Raw genomic sequence first — 19142 nt, forward strand, 5'->3', positions numbered from 1 at the left:
TCCGGTGGTATCGGTGGTGGTTCGACCTCTGGTGGTGGTGACTGTGGCGTTGGCGGCGGTGACTGCGGTACCGGTGGTGGCATCGGTGGTGCCATTGGTGGTGGCATCGGTGATTTGATTTCCGGTGGTATCGGTGGTGGTTCGACCTCTGGTGGTGGTGACTGTGGCGTTGGCGGCGGTGACTGCGGTACCGGTGGCAGTGATTGCGGTACCGGCTTCGGTGACTCGGTCTTCGGTGGCGGTGACTGCGGTACTGGTGGCAGTGATTGCGGTACCGGTGGCAGTGATTGCGGTACCGGCTTCGGTGACTCGATCTACGGCGGCAGCGACTGCGGTTTCGACAGCCTGGGAACCTCCAGCTCCTGCGGCGACGACGCCATTGCCCCCTACTTATATGCATAAAACATCTCTGTGCACTATTAAGTGATCGTGCACAGAATCACATCACCACAAAGTGATGACCGCCGCGGTGAAAAGATCGCCGCGGCGCACGCCAATCTCGACGCTATTTCACCCCGTCAAACAGCTTCACAATAGGCAAAGCAACAGCCACAATCACCAGCCCACTTGCGACACATGCACCGATCATTGCGACAAAATACATCGTGGAATCATCCGTCGAATTGGGGTTATAGAAACCAGCCAACGTCCCAGCTAGCGCAGTCCCCACCGCCACCGTAAGATTCCACATAGCTACCATCCGCGCTGGATACGCGCGTGGAGCAAGCCTAGTAGCCATAGACAACCCAACCGGCGAGATCAACAGCTCTGACAGAGTAAACAGGAATAAAACCACAACAATCATGTAATAAGGCGTGGTGTGATCGGCATACCCCACAAAGAACAAGAACGGCACTAAACCACAACCCAACAACATCGCCGCCATACCAAACTTCACTGGAGTCGACGGCTGCCGTACCCCCAAACGATCCCACATAAACGTAAACACAGGAGCCAAAAGAACAATAAAAATCGGATTAATCGATTGAACCCATGATGCCGGAGTATCCATGAAGCCCCAGCTCAAATTCAGTTTCTTATCCGCATACAGCGCAACCATGGTGAACTGCTGCTGATAGATCGACCAGAACACACACGCAGCAACAAACATCGGAACAAAACCAAGAAGCCGATTCTTTTCAGTCCGAGTCACCAACGACGAGCGGTACATATCCTGCCAAAAGTAGACCGCAGCGACAACAGCGATGACCGCAGCACATGTCGACAGGTGGGACGCTGGAATCAGAAGCGAAATACCCACAACGACGATAACCAGAGTGACGGCCCCGACCCAAGCCTTCCCGCGCCCGTCGGAAGGCAACGGGTTGGGAGCGTGTGCACCAGCATTCTCCAGCGTACTTTTCCTCATGAGAATGTATTGGAATAGTCCCAAAGCCATTCCCGCTGCAGCAACACCGAAACCCCAGTGAAACCCCATATCCTTCCACAACACACCCGTTACCAAAGGACCAATCAAGGCACCGATGTTCACACCCATATAGAACAACGAGAACCCACCGTCGCGCTTAGGATCTTGCTCATGGTACAGTGCCCCCACCAGCGCAGAGTTTGCAGTCTTTAACGCTCCCGACCCTGCAGCAATCAACACAAGGCCAACAATCAACCCTGTGAACCCAGGTACAAGCGCAAGCGATAAGTGCCCCACCATGATCATCACCGCTGAATAGACCAGTGTTTTCTCCGCACCGAAAACACGATCAGAAATCCATGCACCAGCGATAGAGGAAAGAAAAACCGCTCCACCGTAAGCACCAACGATCGAGGTCGCCACACTTTCCGACAGACCCAAGCCACCATCGTCGCTGCTGTAATAGAGGTAAAAGAGAACAAGACCTTGCAACCCGTAGAAACTGAAGCGCTCCCACATTTCAACGCCGAAGAGATTCGCCAATCCCCACGGGTGGCCGAAAAATGTTCTCGTGACGGTCTGCTCTCGGCCCATCAGAGTAGAACTCGGGCCCGAGTCGGTTTTTGACATACGGCTATTGAAGCATTCCACAAGTGCTCGTCACACATAACGTCGCATTCGCCCCACCCAAAGACATGCACCATGTCGTTGAAAACCCCGCACCAAACTACTATCTACTTGTGTTTTTCGATACTTCTTCGGCATCAATCAGCGCTTGTCGACGCTCACGCCGTTTGCGTGTCCGTGACGCGGAAAAACGCGTAAGCCCTCGCCATCCAAGAATAAACAACGCCGACACTACTGTTGCGACAATCATGAATGACCAATGCGGAAATGTATTGTGGTGAATCCCCCAGATCGTCAGCCCAACAACGACAGCCAGAATCCATACGGTCATCCCGAACGGCTTCACAGTTCCAGCAGGCTTGTGGAGAATCGCCATGCCCCCGAACCCGGCTGCTGCACCGAGGACGAACGGCCACGCAGTAGCCACGACCCCACCCCACGTGAACGGCAGCTCCGGTGAGTTATGCGCAATGCGTGCGAACAGTGCGAAGAGTAGAACTGCGACGATGTCCATGATCACTGCTTGTACGTAGCTGACCTGCAGACCGGGAGCACCCCCATTGCTGGTGCCCTGAGTAACCGATGCGACGGTTGATGCAGCCTCCGCTTCCCCCGCTGGCGTGTCTGTGGAAGTTTCCGGGCCATAGGGGACAGACCCGGTATTGATGGATGTTGACATGATGGGCTCCAATCGTTGTTTCCTGTAGACGTTTGTTACTTAAATCATGACCGTTCGAGCATCATCGCGCGTTTTGGCCCAGCATATTGGATAAAAAAGACTACCCAACCGACCGCCGCTAACAGGATGAATGAGATCATCCGGAAGATAACCGTCGCAGCCAAGGCCGTCGCAGACGGCAAACCAGTTGCCACCAGCGTGCCAACGATCGCTGCTTCAACGGGGCCCAATCCACCTGGCGTGACCTGGGCTGTACCTACAATCTTGGCAGTGACGAAAGCCAATACCACCGATGCGATGCTCGGATGTGCACCCACAGCCCACAAGCACATAAGGAGGCAGAGACAATCTGCACCCCAGTTAACCGCTGACCACAAAGCGGCCACCACGAGCTTAGGGAAAGGAAGATCAACGCTCTTCAACGTGGTGATGTTGTCACGAGTGGTCTCCACCCCGTGGTCGCCCGGTTGTCCCCGGTAGTGGTTGATCCGGCGGCGGATCTTGACAGTAATATCCTCCACCAGGGAGACATGTGATGCTAGCCATTTCACCACGAACACGACGACAACAACGGCAGCGAGAGAGACCACCAGAGTCCACGGATTAACGTGTGCGTCTAAGAAACAGAACGCGGTGAGGCCGTAGAGCGCAAGTACCCCTGATGCGATGACCCCTGAAATGACCATGTACCAACTGGCGATGACAGAGGATGCTCCCCATTTATGCTGCTCACGGAAGATCATTGCTACTGAGATAGCAGGGCCACCGGGAAACGTCGCAGAGATAGAGTTTGATGTCAGAGTGAGCGCATACACACTGGATCGTGTGCATGAAACCCCAGCACTGCGCAAAAGAACGTACATGAATTCGCCCATCGCCAGTATGGACACAGAGATGACAATAATGCCGACGATAATCCAGGGTGGACGTGCTGATGCGATGGAGGTGAGACCTTGTGAAACGAAGTCGACGCTTCCCCTCACAGCAAGAGTGACGGCGGCTGCGACAACGACGAAGAAAATAACCCGCACAAGAGGGTGATGCAAGAGTGTAATGGCTAGCCGCCCCCGTGGACGAGATTGACACCCACGACGCCCAGAGGCGTGGGACCATTGTGAAGCTCGGACGTCCGGCGAGACAGTGGTTCCCATGGGCAGCGCATCAGCCCTCTCGTGCTCAGCCGTCATGATGAAGGCTTCACCGAGCGGAGGGAACGGTAAGGCTGCAACCACGCGCCCTCGTCGGGGAGGCGGTCGAGGTTGACCCGCGGGAGTGGATTTGCGAAGACATCAGGGACATCTTCGAGATCGATAAACCGGATCGTCTCGCTCATCACGGCCCACGTGGCGTGTTCGTAAAATCCGAGCACGGCAACGTCGATACCGTCGGCGGCAAGCTCTTCTAACCGTGGCTGGAAATTTCGCCCGTCAGCGCTGGCGACATAGACCGACCGTAAGACCCCTTCGTCATACCGGCGGTTGATGTGTGCCAGCATATCCGGGTCAACATCAGTGTCCTCGAAAAGTTTTGGCTTCGCGAACACCGCGAAGCCAACATTACGGAGCGCGTCGATCCACGGGCGAATAGAGTCCGCAGATCCGGGCATGATGTTGGTGAAAACGGTCGCTTCTGGCTCGATATTCTCAGCGCGTGCGGCACCAAGCTTGTCTGTTTCTCGGATCAGCCATTGGCCTAGGGCATCGAACCGAGGGCGATAGGAGGAGCCAGGCCGTCCACCGATGATTGAGCCCAGGCCCATGTCGATATTGGGGGCATCCCAGATGAGAAGCGCGGAGGGGGTGACGTCGGGCACTGTTGAGTACGAATGGCCTCGGGACGGGGTATGTGCGTGATGTGTCACTTCCGCCTCCACAAGTATTCCCTGATGGTGTGGTCCATTTTGAGCCCACGGTTTTCAAACTTGGTGGTGAGCTGGCGGTCGGTCAAAATAGGGGCCTCATCCCACGGCCAACCCATGTACTCGAGATCAGGTTCGACGTTGACGCGTTCGTCAATCCATTCCGCGTAGCCAGCATGGTCAGTGGCGACGTGCACAACACCGCCGGGTCGAAGACGCGAGGCGATAAGGTGCAGAGTCCCTGACTGGATGATGCGGCGCTTATGATGGCGGGCTTTGGGCCAGGGGTCAGGAAAGAAAATGCGTACCCCTGCGAGTGACGCAGGGGGGATCATGCGGTGAAGGACCTCAACACCGTCACCGCGAATCATGCGGATGTTCTCGATCTCTTCCCGGATGAACGCACCGAGCAGCTTAGCGAGGCCAGGTTTATATAAGTCGACGGCAATGATGTTGGCGTTGGGCTCATGGGGCGCCATGGCTACGGTTGAGGTACCGGTTCCGGATCCGATTTCTAGGATCGTTGGGCCAGGACGGTGAAACCAGTCTTCGACGGAGATGACATCATCATCAAGGATGCGGCCGTAGGTTGGCCATTTCTCGTCCCACAGTTCTTGTTGACGAGGGGTTAATGTTCCCCGCCGGAAGCTCACCGTTCCTAATCGGGGGTAGTCGCGACCATCATCAACAATGGTTTGTTGGGGTCGACCGTGGGGGAGCTCACCAATAGGGTGTTCAAGATTCGTGGACACCGGGGCTATTTTGCCAGGGGGGTCTAACTTTAATCAATCTTTCGGCTGTGATGTCTCGGAATTTTTACGTCGTGTGGCATGAGGGGTTGCCCCTCGTACGGATCCTGGTCATAATATGGTCGCACTATGTTGCCGGATAAGCCGCGCTGCGGTGCGGCGGTGGCACGTGAATCAGGGGGATGCCATGCAATCAGATAGGTCTGTCGCGTCGTTAATCCGTTTCATTCAAATGTCGTATCCACATAGCAACTGTGAGGCTCGACATTTTTTTGATGAAGCGGTGAATAATGTGGGGGACCTTGCCTCGGTTCGCGCTGCGTTGGAGCAGAGCGCGGCAGTGGATCCTGCGATGCGTGATCGGATACAAGAGGTCATTGATATGCAGGTGGGTGATGGTGCATGAGTGGGCCCTCGATGTCTCGCCAGCCATCATGGGGTATGGCGTCCACGTCGTCCGGTGGGGGGTATGGGCACGATAAACCCCAGTACGTGGTCAGTATCATTGGCCCGGGTGTGATTGGGCTTCCTCGGATCGCCGGTGTGGTGGAGGCAGCGGTGAGGAGCGGGACCGTCGGTGATTCTAGCTCGGTATCGTGGCACGTTGCTGTGGCTGCGGGCCCAGAAGTTCAGCCTGATGTTGTCATCGCCGTGATCCCTCCGGCATCTGGGCAAATCATTCCTGATAAAGATCAGCGAGTTGTCGACGCGATCCGTCGGGCGGTGAGCCATGTCGTGATTGTGTCGTCCCCGGATGGGAATTTGTCTCCGAGTTTTGCACATGATGAGCACCGTGCTGCATGCGGTGAGATGCTGCCTCGTGATTGGGACGGCGTCCCCATTGTCTATTCCGACTATGAATTGATGGCAGCATGTCAGGCGTGTGCACAGGAATTGACAGCTCTATCGACGTCAGCTACCCGTGACAACGGGGACGCGGCGTCGAGATACGACAGGGAACTCTCTGGCGACGAGCACACTCGGGGAGAGAATGTATCGACTCCGAGTGCGGCTGCGACAGCGGTATTGTCTGATATTGGTGTCGTTCGCGTACCCGAAACAAAAATGACTTATGATGTTTCGCCGCATGCGTTGCTCCCATCGAATACGCTGCGAAATTGGCTTCATGCGGAGGAAAAACAGCGGCGGGACAGCATGGCTGTCATCAATCAAAATTCTCGGGCAACGATGGATCGTGCTATTCAGGATGCATACCGATCGGCGTCGTCCGAGTGGCGGTCCTGCCTTGACCCACAAGAACTCCCAGAGATTATTGATGCTGCCACTGATCAGTTGAATGAAAATCGGCCTGATGGTACTGAACCAGTGCCGTATATCGATGTGCCTTTTGATCCTCCAGCAGCAAGTTTGGCGGAACGAATCTTGATTATCTCTCTCGGTATTAGTTTAGGTTTGGGTGTTGCTCGAATGGTGGTAATGCCACTGACGGGGACAGCGTTTGGAGTATCTATCAGTCTGGGTATTGCATTTGGCCTGTTATGTGCGGTCGCCGTCAGTTATATGCGGCATCAACAACTTCAGAACAATTTCCGGCGGGTAGGTGGTGCTGAAGCGCTGTCGTTGGCGCGAGATCAGTGGGTTGATCATGCGCGTCAGGTCATGAGCCACGCTGAGGAAAATCGTGTGAGGCGTTTGCGTTCAGGCGGATTGCGAACGGTTGCGTTGCAGGAGGCGTTGGCTCATGCGGAGATGGTGTCATCTCGACGGATGAGGCGATAGCACTGCTGTTGATGAGAGGCGGAGGAGGGGATAAAGATGTCCGACGGGTTATTCTTTGATGACAGTGGGCAGTTAGATGGACTGTGGGATAGCTCCTTTGCGAGTGAGCCATCAGCGTCTGTCCTGTGTGGTTTGACGGATTGCCATCAGGGGTTGCCTGGCGTGTCGGGGCTGACGTTGTCGTTAGAAGGAAATTTTTATGACCTGGGGGATGCGCGCCTGGATGCGGATGGTGATGGTGCGAGTGATTCAGTGACACTGTCTGATGATCACGGTTTGACGGTATATACCGACTCGGATGGTGATGGCATGGTTGACCGGGTGACGACCGTGCGGTTTGACGGTGGATATGCCTCATGGGCGATGGATTCCAGTGATGACGAGGATCGTGACCATCATCGTGGGGGTGATGGGAACGGTGATACTGGCAATGGTCATGGCCATCGCTCTGGTTACGAGATGTCGCGTCGGTTGCTTAGTGGGGACATGGGGGCACACCCTGGTGGTGAGAAAAATCACAAACGGGGTGATGCGGGTGAGGCGTCGAAGGATCGCGACGCGGTGGTGGCACACCGGGATTCATCGAGGCCGCATCAATGTGTGGAGGCGTGGACGAGAGGGCGGTGGGAATGCCTTGAGCGTGGAAATTGGGGGTGATTGAACAAGGATAAAGTATCCCCCACACTGTGAAATTCGTCGCTACACAAATTGGGGTAAAGACAGCCTTATTCTTTCCACTTCCAGTTACAGTGTTACCAGAAGCCGGGAGCGTCACACTGATCGTGTGGCGCGCCTGGTGTTGTATATCGATGTGAGGAGACGATCCTATGTCAACAGCGACGATTCCGGGGCTTGACGGTAGCGCCCCGACGACAAACCAAGATATGCTCAACTGGATCGCCGAGTGTGCTGAGCTATGCCAACCAGACAAGGTTGTTTTCTGTGATGGCTCGGATGAAGAATGGGAAGCCTTCGCAGAGGATCTTGTCAAAAAAGGGACGTTGGTGAAGCTCAATGAAGACAAGCGCCCTAATTCATATTTAGCATCGTCTGATCCCGCCGATGTGGCTCGTGTTGAGTCTCGGACGTTTATTTGTTCTCGCACTGAAGATGGCGCTGGCCCGACCAATCACTGGCGTGATCCCCAGGACATGCGCGCCGAGATGTCGGAGCACTACAGGGGTTCAATGAAAGGTCGGACCATGTATGTGGTTCCGTTCTGCATGGGCCCGATAACCGATACCGACCCTAAGCTCGGTATTGAGTTGACCGACTCCGAGTATGTTGTGATGTCGATGCGGATCATGACTCGCATGGGTAAAGAAGCGCTGGACAAGATTGGTGACGGCCCCTTTGTGAAGGGGCTGCACTCAGTTGGCGCACCGCTAGAACCCGGTCACGAGGATTCGACGTGGCCCTGCAATGAAACCAAGTATATTACGCAGTTCCCTGAGGACCGTGAGATCTGGTCGTACGGGTCTGGCTACGGCGGAAACGCGATCTTGGCGAAGAAATGTTACGCCCTGCGTATTGCCTCTGTCATGGGTAAAGACGAAGGTTGGATGGCTGAGCACATGCTCATCCTGAAGCTAATATCACCAGAAGGAAAGGCCTACCACATCTGCGCAGCATTCCCGTCGCAGTGCGGTAAGACCAACCTCGCCATGATCCAGCCGACCATTCCGGGCTGGAAAGCTGAAGTCATTGGTGACGACATCGCATGGCTGCGTTTCGGTGAGGATGGTCGCCTCTATGCCGTGAACCCAGAGAACGGATTCTTCGGCGTCGCCCCAGGGACGAATTACAAGTCCAACCCCAACGCTATGAAGACGATGGAACCGGGCAACAGCCTATTTACCAACGTGGGCCTGACCGATGATGGTGATGTCTGGTGGGAAGGCTTGGAGAGTACACCAGATCATCTGATCGACTGGACTGGTAAGGACTGGACCCCAGAGGGGGATTCCCTGTCCTCACACCCGAACTCTCGATACTGCGTCCCGATTGAGCAATGCCCGGTAGCTGCGCCAGAATTCAATGACCCTCAGGGCGTACCGGTGGATGCAATCCTGTTCGGTGGTCGTCGCCCTGACACGGTTCCCCTGGTGACCGAGGCTATCGACTGGCAGCACGCTACCTTCATTGGTGCAACTCTCGCGTCCGGTCAGACTGCTGCGGCGGCCGAAGCTAAGGTGGGTACTCTCCGTTATGATCCGATGGCCATGCTTCCGTTCATCGGATACAACGTCGGGGACTACCTCCAGCACTGGTTGGACATGGGTAAGAAGGGTGGAGACAAGCTTCCTAAAGTTTTCCTCGTCAACTGGTTCCGTCGGGGTGACGATGGTCGTTTCTTGTGGCCAGGATTCGGCGAGAACAGTCGTGTCCTGAAATGGATCGTGGACCGTATTGAGGGGCGCGTCGATGCCAAGAAGACCGTGGTGGGATATACCGCGCGTGCTGAAGACATCGACATTGATGGCTTGGAGACCGATCCGGCTGACGTGAAAGCCGCATTGACTGCCCCTGCAGACAAGTGGCAGATGGATTTGGCTGACACTGAAAAGTGGTTGACCCACTTGGGGCCGAAGGTTCCTCAGGAGATGTGGGATGAGTTCGACTACCTGAAAAAGCGGATCACGACAGCTAATAATGACGGCAACGATGCTCTCGACGACATGAAGGTAAAGTAAGACCTTCCTCGTATGAGGGACAATAGGGAAGGGTGCACATCATCACTGGTGTGCACCCTTTGCGTGTAATATATTGCTGGTCATGAGTCATGATCATCCACTCGTTCGACATTCCATCTTTCAACACTCACTCATGACCGCGTTGTTGGATGGTATTCACGACGGTGACATGACCACTGATGAGTTACTAGGAAAAGGTAACTTCGGGTTGGGGACCTTCGATGCCGTCGATGGCGAGATGGTCATCATCGACGGGATACGTTATCAGCTGAAACTCCCGTTGACCAAGGATTTCTCTCGAGCAGATCGAGATCCAGAGAATTTGGACGAGAAGCTTCATACAACTGAGGTGAAAGATTAGTGTCTACGTCCCGTCGTGAAGCAACCATAGTGGAGTCATGGCGTCCACGATTCCACGTTACGCCGGCCGGTGGCCGTATTCTGGCACCCAATGGTGTTGTGATGGACGGTGGTCGCCTCCATGTGTTTTTCGCGCATGATCAGCGCTTTCCCGTGGTGAATTCACGTCTTCGATGGGGGCACGCCAGCGTGGCTGTGACCCCAGGTCCGCAGGGACGGTCGTCGCAGCTGAAGTCTGAATGGCGGTTTCACCCGGATGTGTTGGTACCGAATCATGAGTATGACCGTGACGGGTGCCTTGCGGGTAGCGCAGTTCGTGACGACGACGGCACCGTTCGCCTGGTGTATACAGGGATTGTTGCCCCGACAGGCAAGTCTCGTGGCCTCCCTGATTCACCAGGTGCGGAAGACTCACCTTCGGTACGCTTCTCTGCCGAATGGTGTAACACGTCCGTGAATATGGCGGCGTTATTTGACACAAGTGGCCGGCACGGCGGATGGTGCCGACCACACAGCCATAATCCGCTGGTCGCGGGTGTGGAATCACCACCGGGGACATGTGGCCCATTCGTGTTCCGCGATCCTGATTCACCCGTCGGAGGGTGGCGAATGATTGTCGGGTCGGAGCGGGAACCGGTAGCACACCTATATAGGTCGGATAACCTGCGGTCGTGGACGCCAGAAGGACCACTGAAACTTGATATATCCGCCGCCGTCGAGGGGGACACATTCGACATTGCCCCTGATGCCTCGACATGGGAGTACCCGAACCTTCTTCGCATGCGTGATTGCATAACCGGTGAGGAGAAGGATGTTCTTGTAGTGAGCATGCGTGGGGTGGAACCCCGAGCCCATCATTTCACCAGTTCGGCACAGTGTGTTTATTATGTGGGCCGACTCGAAGGCACCACGTTCCACGTGGAGCGTGGATGTAGCGAACTTGATCTAGGACACGAATTTTACGCTGCGCGGTTAACACCAGTCCCCGCTGAGCATGAACCGAGTGGGAACACGAATGCTGGCACTGATACCGATGCTGTTGTTGATGATGCTGTGCTCATCGCTTGGGCAGGCCTACCGGAAGCCGATGACCAACCATCGGCGGATGACGGCTGGATTCATTGTTTGACGATGCCACGCCGGGTCCGTCTGTGTGGCGGCCGTCTTGCCCAGGAATTTGTGACCACGGCCTCCGCTGCGGCAGCTGTCGCATCAGGCGCGATTGATTCGGGGATCATCCCGGAGACAAACGTGTATGGCACGGTCATCGGCGTGCGCCGGGACCTTCCTGAGCCGAGCGGACGGCTGCACCTGGAAGTGGTTTCGGCAGACGGTGTCCATGTTGATGTGGATTTGATGCGGAATAAAGCCGGCGATGTGTTGGTTCGTATCGATCGGAATGCTCAGTCATATCACGATGGACCTGACGTTCGTGGTGTCATGATTTTATCTGAAGCGATTGAGAACTATCGGCGCCACATGGGACGATCCGAATTATTGCTGAGCGTGGACGGGTCGATAATGGAAGTCCATGTTGCGGGGTATACCTTGACCTCGAGGTTGTTCCTGGCTCGTGGCGATCATTGGGTAGAGGAGACGTGGACATAGCTAGTGCGATGGTGGAATAGGTGTATAGAGCTTTCCCGGCGGGAAGCACATAATTTTTTCTCGCTACCTGAGACCCCGGGGATCGGTAGTTACACGATCCACGGCATAATCACAGGACTGATTACCTTATTCACCCTCGCCGTTGTGTTTTCCCCAGTCCTAGCTTTGTCCGGATTAACTGGCGTATTTATTGCGATGTCGGCGCGCGATATGCCGCCACTGCGTCGCCTTCGCATTGTCCTCGTGTTCGGTATTTGCTTCGTTACCTCGACCTCAGTGGGAGTGGCAATTTCCGGGAACATCCTGCTCACTGTTGTGGTGATGGCGTTGATTGGGTGTGTCGGCAGCATTGTCTATCACAGCTTGATTACGTTTCCTCCCGGGGCCATGCAGTATGTGATCGCGTGTGCTGTCGCGACGTACATGCCGACGAGAGGCGTCGATGGAGCAACCCTGATCGTGGCGGGGACATGGGGCTATATCATGGCGCTCTGTATCTCGATGACGCTTCAGCTGATGGACCGACACCAAGCAATGCGCGACGACATTGCCGCGGCGGACAAGGCCGTGGACGATTTATACGAAGAAAACTTGACAAGTAGGCAGGCAGCGCAGCGTCGCCTGACCGCGCACGCGGCCGTATTTACAGCATTAGAAGATGTCCGTGTCGGCTACGGGTGGGGCCGACATCACACACCAGTATCACAGTATGGCCGACGAGCGGCGAGGGAAGCCCGAGACATTCATGCGCGATTTGTGGAAGCCGTGGTGTGGTGCCGGTGGCGCACACTGCGCGCCATGGGCTTCCTCATGAATATGGACCATCCACCCGCATTGTCACAGGTGTCTCCATACTTGGGGCCACCATCGGCGATACGTCGTGTGAAATGGTCGCTGAGTTTCCGATCAGCAGCGGTACACATCGGTCTGCGTATGGGAATATCTATCTTCATCACGGGGGCATTGACCTACGGCCTAGGATTCGGCCACCCATACTGGGCGGTAATGACCTCCGCAATGGTACTCAGCCTCGGGCGAGACCGCATTAGTACGACGCACCGGGGCTGTGATCGCGTCGTTGGCACCCTGGTGGGCATCGCACTGTTTGGTGTGGTCCATGTGTGTGAACCACCAACCATCATGTTGTTGCTGATCTGTGCCCTGCTGTACTCGATGACACTATTTACCATCACACGCAATTACGCACTGGGATCCGTGTGGATGACTGCGATGATTTTGCTGATCCTCAACACCGCTCCCACGAATAGTCTGACCGCCGTTGATATTGTGTCCCAACGTGCCGGAGAGACCGTCATTGGAGCCATCGTCGCCTTGTTCGTGTTGTGGTCGACCGGATCATCACGTGCCCCCACATCGATTGTACGGCGGCAGGCGCGGCGTGTCCTTCTCGCCGATGGCTTTTTATTGGATTACATCGCGGACCGGACTGACCTGACACGGCCAGGTATTGTTGCACGACGCCAAGTGCTACTTGAGCTCAGCGCCTCACGGCGTATGGATGAACTCTACGCCCGCGACCTGCCGAAAGACCTCCATGAGTGGGAGGATCTGTCGGCATTAATCAACGAATTTTCGTATGTAGTCCTGTGCGGGTGTTGGGTAGAGAACCCGGACGAAGTGATCAACGCCCGGCGCGCCCGCCGGGCATTGAACGAAATGATCCGGCGCCTACCACCTATTGACGGTGTCCCGCTGGATACACAGGAGGCTAGCGTTTTGATGACACGCGTGTTGATGGCCGCGCGTCCTACGACGTCAGCGATTCCATAGGCTCAAAGCGCTGACCGTACTTCGCGGCGAGTTCACGGGCGCGGGCCACGAATCCAGGGATACCGCGGGTGGGGTAGTCATCGTCCGCAGTGGCGGGGAGGTCGGCGTCGGCGGGACGGACGTAGTTCTTGATGTACTGGCGTGTGCCGCCGGTCCATGCGGGAAATCCGATGCCCATGATGGAGCCGATGTTGGCATCGGCATCGTCCATGAGGACACCCTCATCGACGCACTTTTGTGTTTCGAGCGCCTCGGCGAAGAGGATACGTTCACGCAGGTCGGCAAATGTGGGGGCGTTGGCGCTGGGTGTGTTGGGGGCGTCCCGGCGTTGACCGCGGTGGTCGGTGTGGGAGACCTTTGATTCGTAGTCGCCGATGGACACGGTACCTGCTCCGAGCTTGCTCCAGAGACCTTCCCAGAGGCCCGTGCGTTTGCCGTCGGTGTACTCGTAGAAACCGCGTCCTTCGAGTTTGCCGGGGCGATCATAGTCATCGAGCATGGCGTTGACGATCGTGGTGACGCCACCGTCATCAATGGTGATGCCAGCAGCCTCGGCGGCTTTAGCGTTTTCGGTGTTGATCTTGCGGACCAGTTTCAGGTTGAGTTCGTCGGTGAGTTGCAACGGCGGTGCGGGATAGCCGGCTTGGCGTCCTGCAGCTTCGATGACGGCGGGGTCGATGCCTTCGGCCAGCATGCGGAGGGATTCGTCGAGCATGAATCCGATGACACGTGAGGTGTAGAAGCCACGGGAGTCGTTGACGACGATGGGTGTCTTGTGGATCTGTTTGGAGAAGTCAAGTGCGCCAGCGAGGGTGTCGTCATCTGTTTTTTCGCCCTTGATGACCTCGATGAGTGGCATCTTGTCCACGGGGGAGAAGAAGTGGATGCCGATGAACTTGTTGGGGCGGGTGACGCCGTCGGCGAGGCCCGTGATGGGCAGTGTGGAGGTGTTGGATCCCAGGAGGCAATCATGGGGGACGGCTTCTTCGATCTCTGCCCAGACTTTGTGTTTGAGTTCGGTGTTTTCGAAGACGGCCTCGATGACGATGTCACAGTCCGCAAGGTCAGCGTAGTCTGCGGTAGGTGTGATGCGGTCTAGCAGTGCCTGGGATTTTTCAGGGGTGGTTCGGCCGCGTTCGAGTGCCTTCTTCTCTAGGTCCTCAGAGTAGGCTTTGCCACGCTCGGCGTTGGCGAGCTCGACGTCCTTGAGTGCAACCTCCATCCCGGCTTTGGCTGCGACGTAGGCGATGCCTGCGCCCATCATGCCAGCACCAACCATGCCGAGTTTGGTGAACTGTTTCTTCTCGACGGAGCGGGGGCGTGACCCGCCGCCGTTGCAATGGTGGAGGTCGAAAAAGAAGGCCTGCATCATGTTGGTCGAGGTGGGGCCAGTGACGAGCTCGACGAAGTAGCGGGACTCGATGTCGAGGGCGTGGTCGAAATCGACCTGTGCACCTTCGACAGCGGCTGCGAGGATAGCTTTCGGGGCGGGCATGGGTGCGCCCTTGATTTGCTTGGTGACTGTAGCCGGGAAGGACGGGAGGATACTGGCCAGTTTCGGAGTGGTGGGGGTGCCGCCCGGAATGCGGTAGCCTTTTTTGTCCCACGGTTGGATGGGGTCTGGGTTGCTGGCCAGCCATTCGCGTGCGGCGGTGATGAGGTTGTCGGGGGCGACAACATCATCGATGAGGCCGAGTTCTTTGGCCGCATCTGGGCGCATCTGTTTGCCGGTGGTCAGGACGGACATGAGGGCTTCCTGGATACCAAGCATGCGTACGGTTCGCGCGACACCACCGCCACCAGGGAGGAGACCCAGGGTGACTTCAGGGAGTCCTAGGCGGGTGCTTTTCTCCTTGGAGGCGATGCGATGGTGACAGCTGAGTGCGATTTCGAGGCCGCCACCGAGAGCAGCGCCGTTGATGGCTGCGACGACGGGGATGCCGAGTGTCTCGAGTGTGCGGAGGTCCCGTTTCATGTCGGTGATCATGTTGTAGGTGGATTGTGCGTCCTCGGGGCCGGCGGTGATCATGGATGTGATGTCCCCACCAGCGAAGAACGTTTTTTTGGCGGAGGTTAGGATCACCCCTGTGACGTGTCCGTCGTCGACGGCTGTGGTGAGTTTCGTGATGGTGTTGTGGAGGCTGGTGCGGAAGGCGTCGTTCATGGTGTTGACCGAGGACGTGGGGTCATCCATGGTGAGGGTGAGAATGCCGGCGTTATCGACGTCCCAGTGGATCGTTGTCTCTGTCATGTTTTGTCCTCTGTTTGTTGTGAATTGTGCAGGTGAGTACTGCTGTGCTGGAAGGTGGTTATACGCGTTCGATAATGGTGGCGACGCCCATTCCGCCGGCGACGCACAGTGTGATGAGGCCATAGCGGCCGCCGGTGCGGTGGAGTTCGTCGACGGCGTGGCCGATGAGCATGGCGCCGGTGGCTCCGAGGGGGTGACCCATGGCGATGGCGCCACCATTGATGTTGAGTTTGTCGTCTGGGATGTGGAGTTCCCGTTGTGCGCGGAGGACGACGGCGGCGAAGGCTTCGTTGATTTCCCAGACGTCGATGTCGTCGGTGGTGAGGCCGGCTTTGTTGAGGGCTGCGCGTGAGGCGGGGGCGGGGGCGGTGAGCATGATGGTCGGGTCGACGCCGGTCGTGGCGGTGGCGACGATGCGTGCGCGTGGGGTGAGCCCCATATCGGTGCCGGCTTGTTCGGTGCCGATGAGTGTCATGGCGGCGCCGTCGACGATGCCGGAGGAGTTGCCGGCGTGGTGGATGTGGTTGATTTTTTGGACTTGTGGGTAGCGGGTGAGCGCTGCGGCGTCGAATCCGCCCATGCTTCCCATGGTGGCGAAGGATGGTTGTAGTGCGGCGAGTGATTCGGTGGTGGTGTCAGGGCGGATGGTTTCGTCTTTGTCGAGGAGGAGCCCGTTTTGGTCGGTGACGGGGACGATGGAGGTGGCGAAGCGGTCTTCGGACCATGCTTGTGCGGCGCGCTGGTGGGAGCGTACGGCGTAGGCGTCGACGTCGTCGCGGGTGATGCCGTCGAGGGTGGCGATGAGGTCTGCGGAGATGCCCTGGGGGACGAAGTCTGTGTGGAATGCGGATTGGGGGTCCATGGCGAGGGCGCCGCCGTCGGATCCCATGGGGACGCGGGACATGGATTCGACACCGCCGGCGAGGATGAGTTCGTCCCATCCGGAGCGGACTTTAGCGGCGGCGATGTTGACGGCGCTGAGGCCGGATGCGCAGTAGCGGTTGAGTTGGACGCCGGTGGCGGAGTAGGGGAGGTCGGCGAGGAGTGCTGCGGTGCGGGCGATGTCCATGCCCTGGTCGGCGACAGGGGTGACGCAGCCGGTGATGACGTCGGAGATGCGATGTTCGTCGATGCTGGGGTTACGTCGTCGAATCTCTGTGATGAGTGTGGTCAGAAGTGTGACAGGTTTGGCAATATGCAGTGAACCCGTGGCTTTTCCTTTGCCACGGGGTGTGCGAAGTGCCTCGTAAATGAATGCTTGAGATTGTGTCTCGGTGGTGGTTGAAGCCATGCGGTGCCCTCCCTGATTAGTTAGTGTCTTCCTACGACGATACTGCGAGCGTGTTCACATACTCGCGCCTTTGTGTCACGAGTCACTATATGTGAGTGGTGTGGAGGTGTGGTGTGAATGGGAAGAAAATGGTGGCCTGGGCCGTGCCACTATGAGCTCAGGGATCGTTTCCGCTGTGGTTGCCGACTGTCGAACGAGGAGTACAACCCTGCGAGCAGGAGGACCATGCCGGTCAGGCCCGTGATCCAGGGGACAGCTTTGCTCCATATATTCAGTGGTTTAATGACGTCATGCACGGTGTGAAGCCGTGATTCTGTGGAGTGCTCGTCCCACGATGAATCGAAGTAGAGCATGGTCCGGGTGGGTGAGGCTAATTCATTGTCACGATTGTCTACAATGTTTTTTGCCTCATTGTAATTTTGCGCATAAAAAACCCATATTTTCACTGAATTGTTGGTTATTATCCCCGACGCAGGTTCGACGTTGATTGTTCGGGTCGCCACATAATAGGGATCCATGTGAATGGGAGCGTCAGAATTCAACCCCCACGACGATGCCGGTATAGTCCGCCGAAGTGTATTCAACTGGGTGTGTTGCTTCTCGGATATCCCACCGGCATTGTCCATGAGCCGCTGCTGAGAATCATAGAGATTCACCGGGCCGAGGTCTTGGCTATATTGATAAACATCAATTCCGCCCGTGTACACATTTTTTCCGCGCTGTTGAACAGCATCGACAAAATCAATCGGTGTGGCGCTGCCGGTGACGGTATCAAAGAAGCGATAGGACCGCCGTTCAGACCCGAAGGGGAACCGGAATTGGTAGCCATCGCGAACGAATGGTCTTGTCGATAGGTGTATGTCACCCGTGGTGCCGAATCCAGGGAAATCAATAGATACCGATGATTCGGCATTCTTCGAGGGAAACATGGTGTGTCGGTTGAGGGTGACGTGATCGTGAATGGATCCGACTTCGTTTTTTGCCTCTGTTCCCTGGGGGGTGCCAGCGTATAACGTAGATGACACGCGTAGCTTGGCTTTTTTCTTTGACGATGACGCTGTTGTGATCTTTTTCGTGGCCCGAAGGGGAACGTTCGTCTCGATATAGCAGCGCGTTGGCATAGTGCGGCCAGTGCAGGTGGGATCGGACGCATGGGAGGTCGACGGTCGCCTGTCGCGGTAGGCGGCAGAGTCAATGAGTATTCCTCGTGCTGGTTGCATGGAGACGTCATAGTGAACATCCGCTGGCAATTCTTTGAGCGAGGGGACGATGATTGTCGGCGCGGCAATCGCGAGAATCAAAAGAACGACACCGACGCTAATTGCCCCTCGAGTTAGCGCCGTGCGATGACGGGCGCCGAAGGCGCGACCAGGAAGCCTGGAAAAGAAGCTGCGGCCACCCGCGTTCGCATTCACGGATTCTCCTCATCGACGGTGTACTGCTCTCACCCTAGGTGGGGGATGTGACCTGCGTCTACTCGTCCCCCTGTCGCCGGTGCAGTGTTCTAGTTTATTTGTCGTCAGGCAAGGGGGGAACAATAAGGACAGGTTTCCCAGCGTGTCGAAGAACATTATCGGACACACTTGCTTGAAATAGCGACTTGAATCCAGTGAGTCCACGAGTGCCAGACACGATGATATCGGCGTCGAGTTCATCGGCAGCATCCACGATGGCGCTCCAAATGGTGGTGGCTGATTCGACCAGAAACGGCTCTGCCTCAAAGCCGTTATCATGCGCAATGCGAACGCCTTCTTTGCATATTTCCAGTGCGTCAGCATGGGCGGGGTCGTCCTCCCCAGGGCGGTCTGAGGGGTGGTACATCGCGCCAGCCATTGATGCTCCGACGCCACGGTTGGCTTGATGCTGCAAGGGCTCCCACGCTGTCAGGATGTATGCGCGAGGGGTGCTGAGGAACCGGCCAGCGTATTCCAGTGCCCGCTTGGCCTCGACGGAGCCATCGTAGGCGATGAGCATGGTGTCGGTATGAGCATCATTGTCGTTCTCGGTGGATGTGGTGGGGGTGGCTGGTGTGGCGGAAGCGGTGGAATCAGACATGGGAAATCCTCTCGGTCGACGTGATCCCATTTTAGGTCTTTTCGTTTAGGTGCAAGGACAATACATATAAG

16 protein-coding genes and 1 pseudogene are annotated in these 19142 nt (G+C 56.6%); 8 read left to right on the plus strand and 9 right to left on the minus strand.

The window, feature by feature from the left end:
* The coding region (locus V5S80_RS07925) for a hypothetical protein (RefSeq protein ID WP_395170237.1) at nt 1-402 on the plus strand (402 nt) is incomplete at its 5' end.
* A 103-nt stretch (nt 403-505) separates the two neighbouring features.
* Here V5S80_RS07925 and V5S80_RS07930 read toward each other — a convergent pair.
* From V5S80_RS07930 to trmB, 5 genes are all read right to left on the minus strand, one after another.
* Nucleotides 506-1999, minus strand: coding sequence for a peptide MFS transporter (locus tag V5S80_RS07930; RefSeq protein ID WP_395170238.1), 1494 nt, complete (start codon nt 1997-1999; stop codon nt 506-508).
* A 100-nt stretch (nt 2000-2099) separates the two neighbouring features.
* Nucleotides 2100-2675 carry a DUF3054 domain-containing protein gene (locus tag V5S80_RS07935; RefSeq protein ID WP_395170239.1) on the minus strand — a complete coding sequence of 192 codons (576 nt, stop codon included), beginning with the start codon at nt 2673-2675 and terminating at the stop codon, nt 2100-2102.
* Between the two features lie 44 nt (nt 2676-2719).
* Nucleotides 2720-3907 carry a YbhN family protein gene (locus V5S80_RS07940; RefSeq protein ID WP_395170240.1) on the minus strand — a complete coding sequence of 396 codons (1188 nt, stop codon included), beginning with the start codon at nt 3905-3907 and terminating at the stop codon, nt 2720-2722.
* On the minus strand, nt 3859-4536 hold the full coding sequence (locus V5S80_RS07945; protein ID WP_395170241.1) for an NYN domain-containing protein: 678 nt from the start codon (nt 4534-4536) through the stop codon (nt 3859-3861). Before V5S80_RS07945 ends, V5S80_RS07940 begins: the two co-directional genes overlap by 49 nt.
* Entirely contained in the window at nt 4533-5285 is a 753-nt protein-coding gene (gene trmB, locus V5S80_RS07950) for a tRNA (guanosine(46)-N7)-methyltransferase TrmB (protein WP_395170242.1), read from the minus strand. Before trmB ends, V5S80_RS07945 begins: the two co-directional genes overlap by 4 nt.
* A 184-nt stretch (nt 5286-5469) precedes the next feature.
* On the opposite strand from trmB, the gene V5S80_RS07955 reads away from it, so the two are divergent.
* The 7 genes and pseudogenes from V5S80_RS07955 (at nt 5470) to V5S80_RS07985 (ending at nt 13474) form a co-directional block, all read left to right on the plus strand.
* Nucleotides 5470-5688 carry a hypothetical protein gene (locus tag V5S80_RS07955; RefSeq protein WP_395170243.1) on the plus strand — a complete coding sequence of 73 codons (219 nt, stop codon included), beginning with the start codon at nt 5470-5472 and terminating at the stop codon, nt 5686-5688.
* Nucleotides 5685-7022 (plus strand): hypothetical protein, encoded by a 1338-nt coding sequence (locus V5S80_RS07960; RefSeq protein WP_395170244.1) that lies wholly within the window; start codon nt 5685-5687, stop codon nt 7020-7022. Before V5S80_RS07955 ends, V5S80_RS07960 begins: the two co-directional genes overlap by 4 nt.
* 36 nt (nt 7023-7058) lie before the next feature.
* Nucleotides 7059-7679, plus strand: a complete 621-nt coding sequence (locus V5S80_RS07965; RefSeq protein WP_395170245.1) for a DUF6802 family protein — start codon at nt 7059-7061, stop codon at nt 7677-7679.
* 170 nt (nt 7680-7849) lie between these two features.
* Complete coding sequence (locus V5S80_RS07970) at nt 7850-9715, plus strand: phosphoenolpyruvate carboxykinase (GTP) (protein WP_395170246.1); 1866 nt, start codon at nt 7850-7852, stop codon at nt 9713-9715.
* A gap of 82 nt (nt 9716-9797) precedes the next feature.
* Nucleotides 9798-9989: pseudogene (locus tag V5S80_RS07975) on the plus strand (acetolactate decarboxylase); the annotation flags it as partial.
* A gap of 86 nt (nt 9990-10075) precedes the next feature.
* Nucleotides 10076-11683, plus strand: a complete 1608-nt coding sequence (locus tag V5S80_RS07980) for a glycoside hydrolase family 32 protein (protein WP_395170247.1) — start codon at nt 10076-10078, stop codon at nt 11681-11683.
* A gap of 144 nt (nt 11684-11827) precedes the next feature.
* Nucleotides 11828-13474 carry an FUSC family protein gene (locus tag V5S80_RS07985; RefSeq protein WP_395170248.1) on the plus strand — a complete coding sequence of 549 codons (1647 nt, stop codon included), beginning with the start codon at nt 11828-11830 and terminating at the stop codon, nt 13472-13474.
* On the opposite strand, the gene V5S80_RS07990 is transcribed toward V5S80_RS07985, so the two are convergent.
* The 4 genes from V5S80_RS07990 to V5S80_RS08005 all read right to left on the minus strand — a co-directional run bounded on the left by V5S80_RS07990 (nt 13452) and on the right by V5S80_RS08005 (nt 19071).
* Nucleotides 13452-15725: a 3-hydroxyacyl-CoA dehydrogenase NAD-binding domain-containing protein gene (locus V5S80_RS07990; RefSeq protein WP_395170249.1), complete on the minus strand. Its 2274-nt coding sequence runs from the start codon at nt 15723-15725 to the stop codon at nt 13452-13454. The genes V5S80_RS07985 and V5S80_RS07990 overlap by 23 nt on opposite strands.
* Nucleotides 15726-15783: 58 nt before the next feature.
* Entirely contained in the window at nt 15784-17016 is a 1233-nt protein-coding gene (locus V5S80_RS07995; RefSeq protein ID WP_395170250.1) for an acetyl-CoA C-acetyltransferase, read from the minus strand.
* A 149-nt stretch (nt 17017-17165) separates the two neighbouring features.
* A complete protein-coding gene (locus V5S80_RS08000) occupies nt 17166-18431 on the minus strand; it encodes a DUF3068 domain-containing protein (protein WP_395170251.1) in 1266 nt (421 codons plus the stop codon).
* A gap of 94 nt (nt 18432-18525) precedes the next feature.
* On the minus strand, nt 18526-19071 hold the full coding sequence (locus tag V5S80_RS08005; RefSeq protein WP_395170252.1) for a universal stress protein: 546 nt from the start codon (nt 19069-19071) through the stop codon (nt 18526-18528).
* Nucleotides 19072-19142: the final 71 nt, after the last annotated feature.

Source organism: Corynebacterium sp. PCR 32, assembly GCF_037464985.1.
Taxonomy (GTDB): Bacteria; Actinomycetota; Actinomycetes; order Mycobacteriales; family Mycobacteriaceae; genus Corynebacterium; species Corynebacterium kroppenstedtii_D.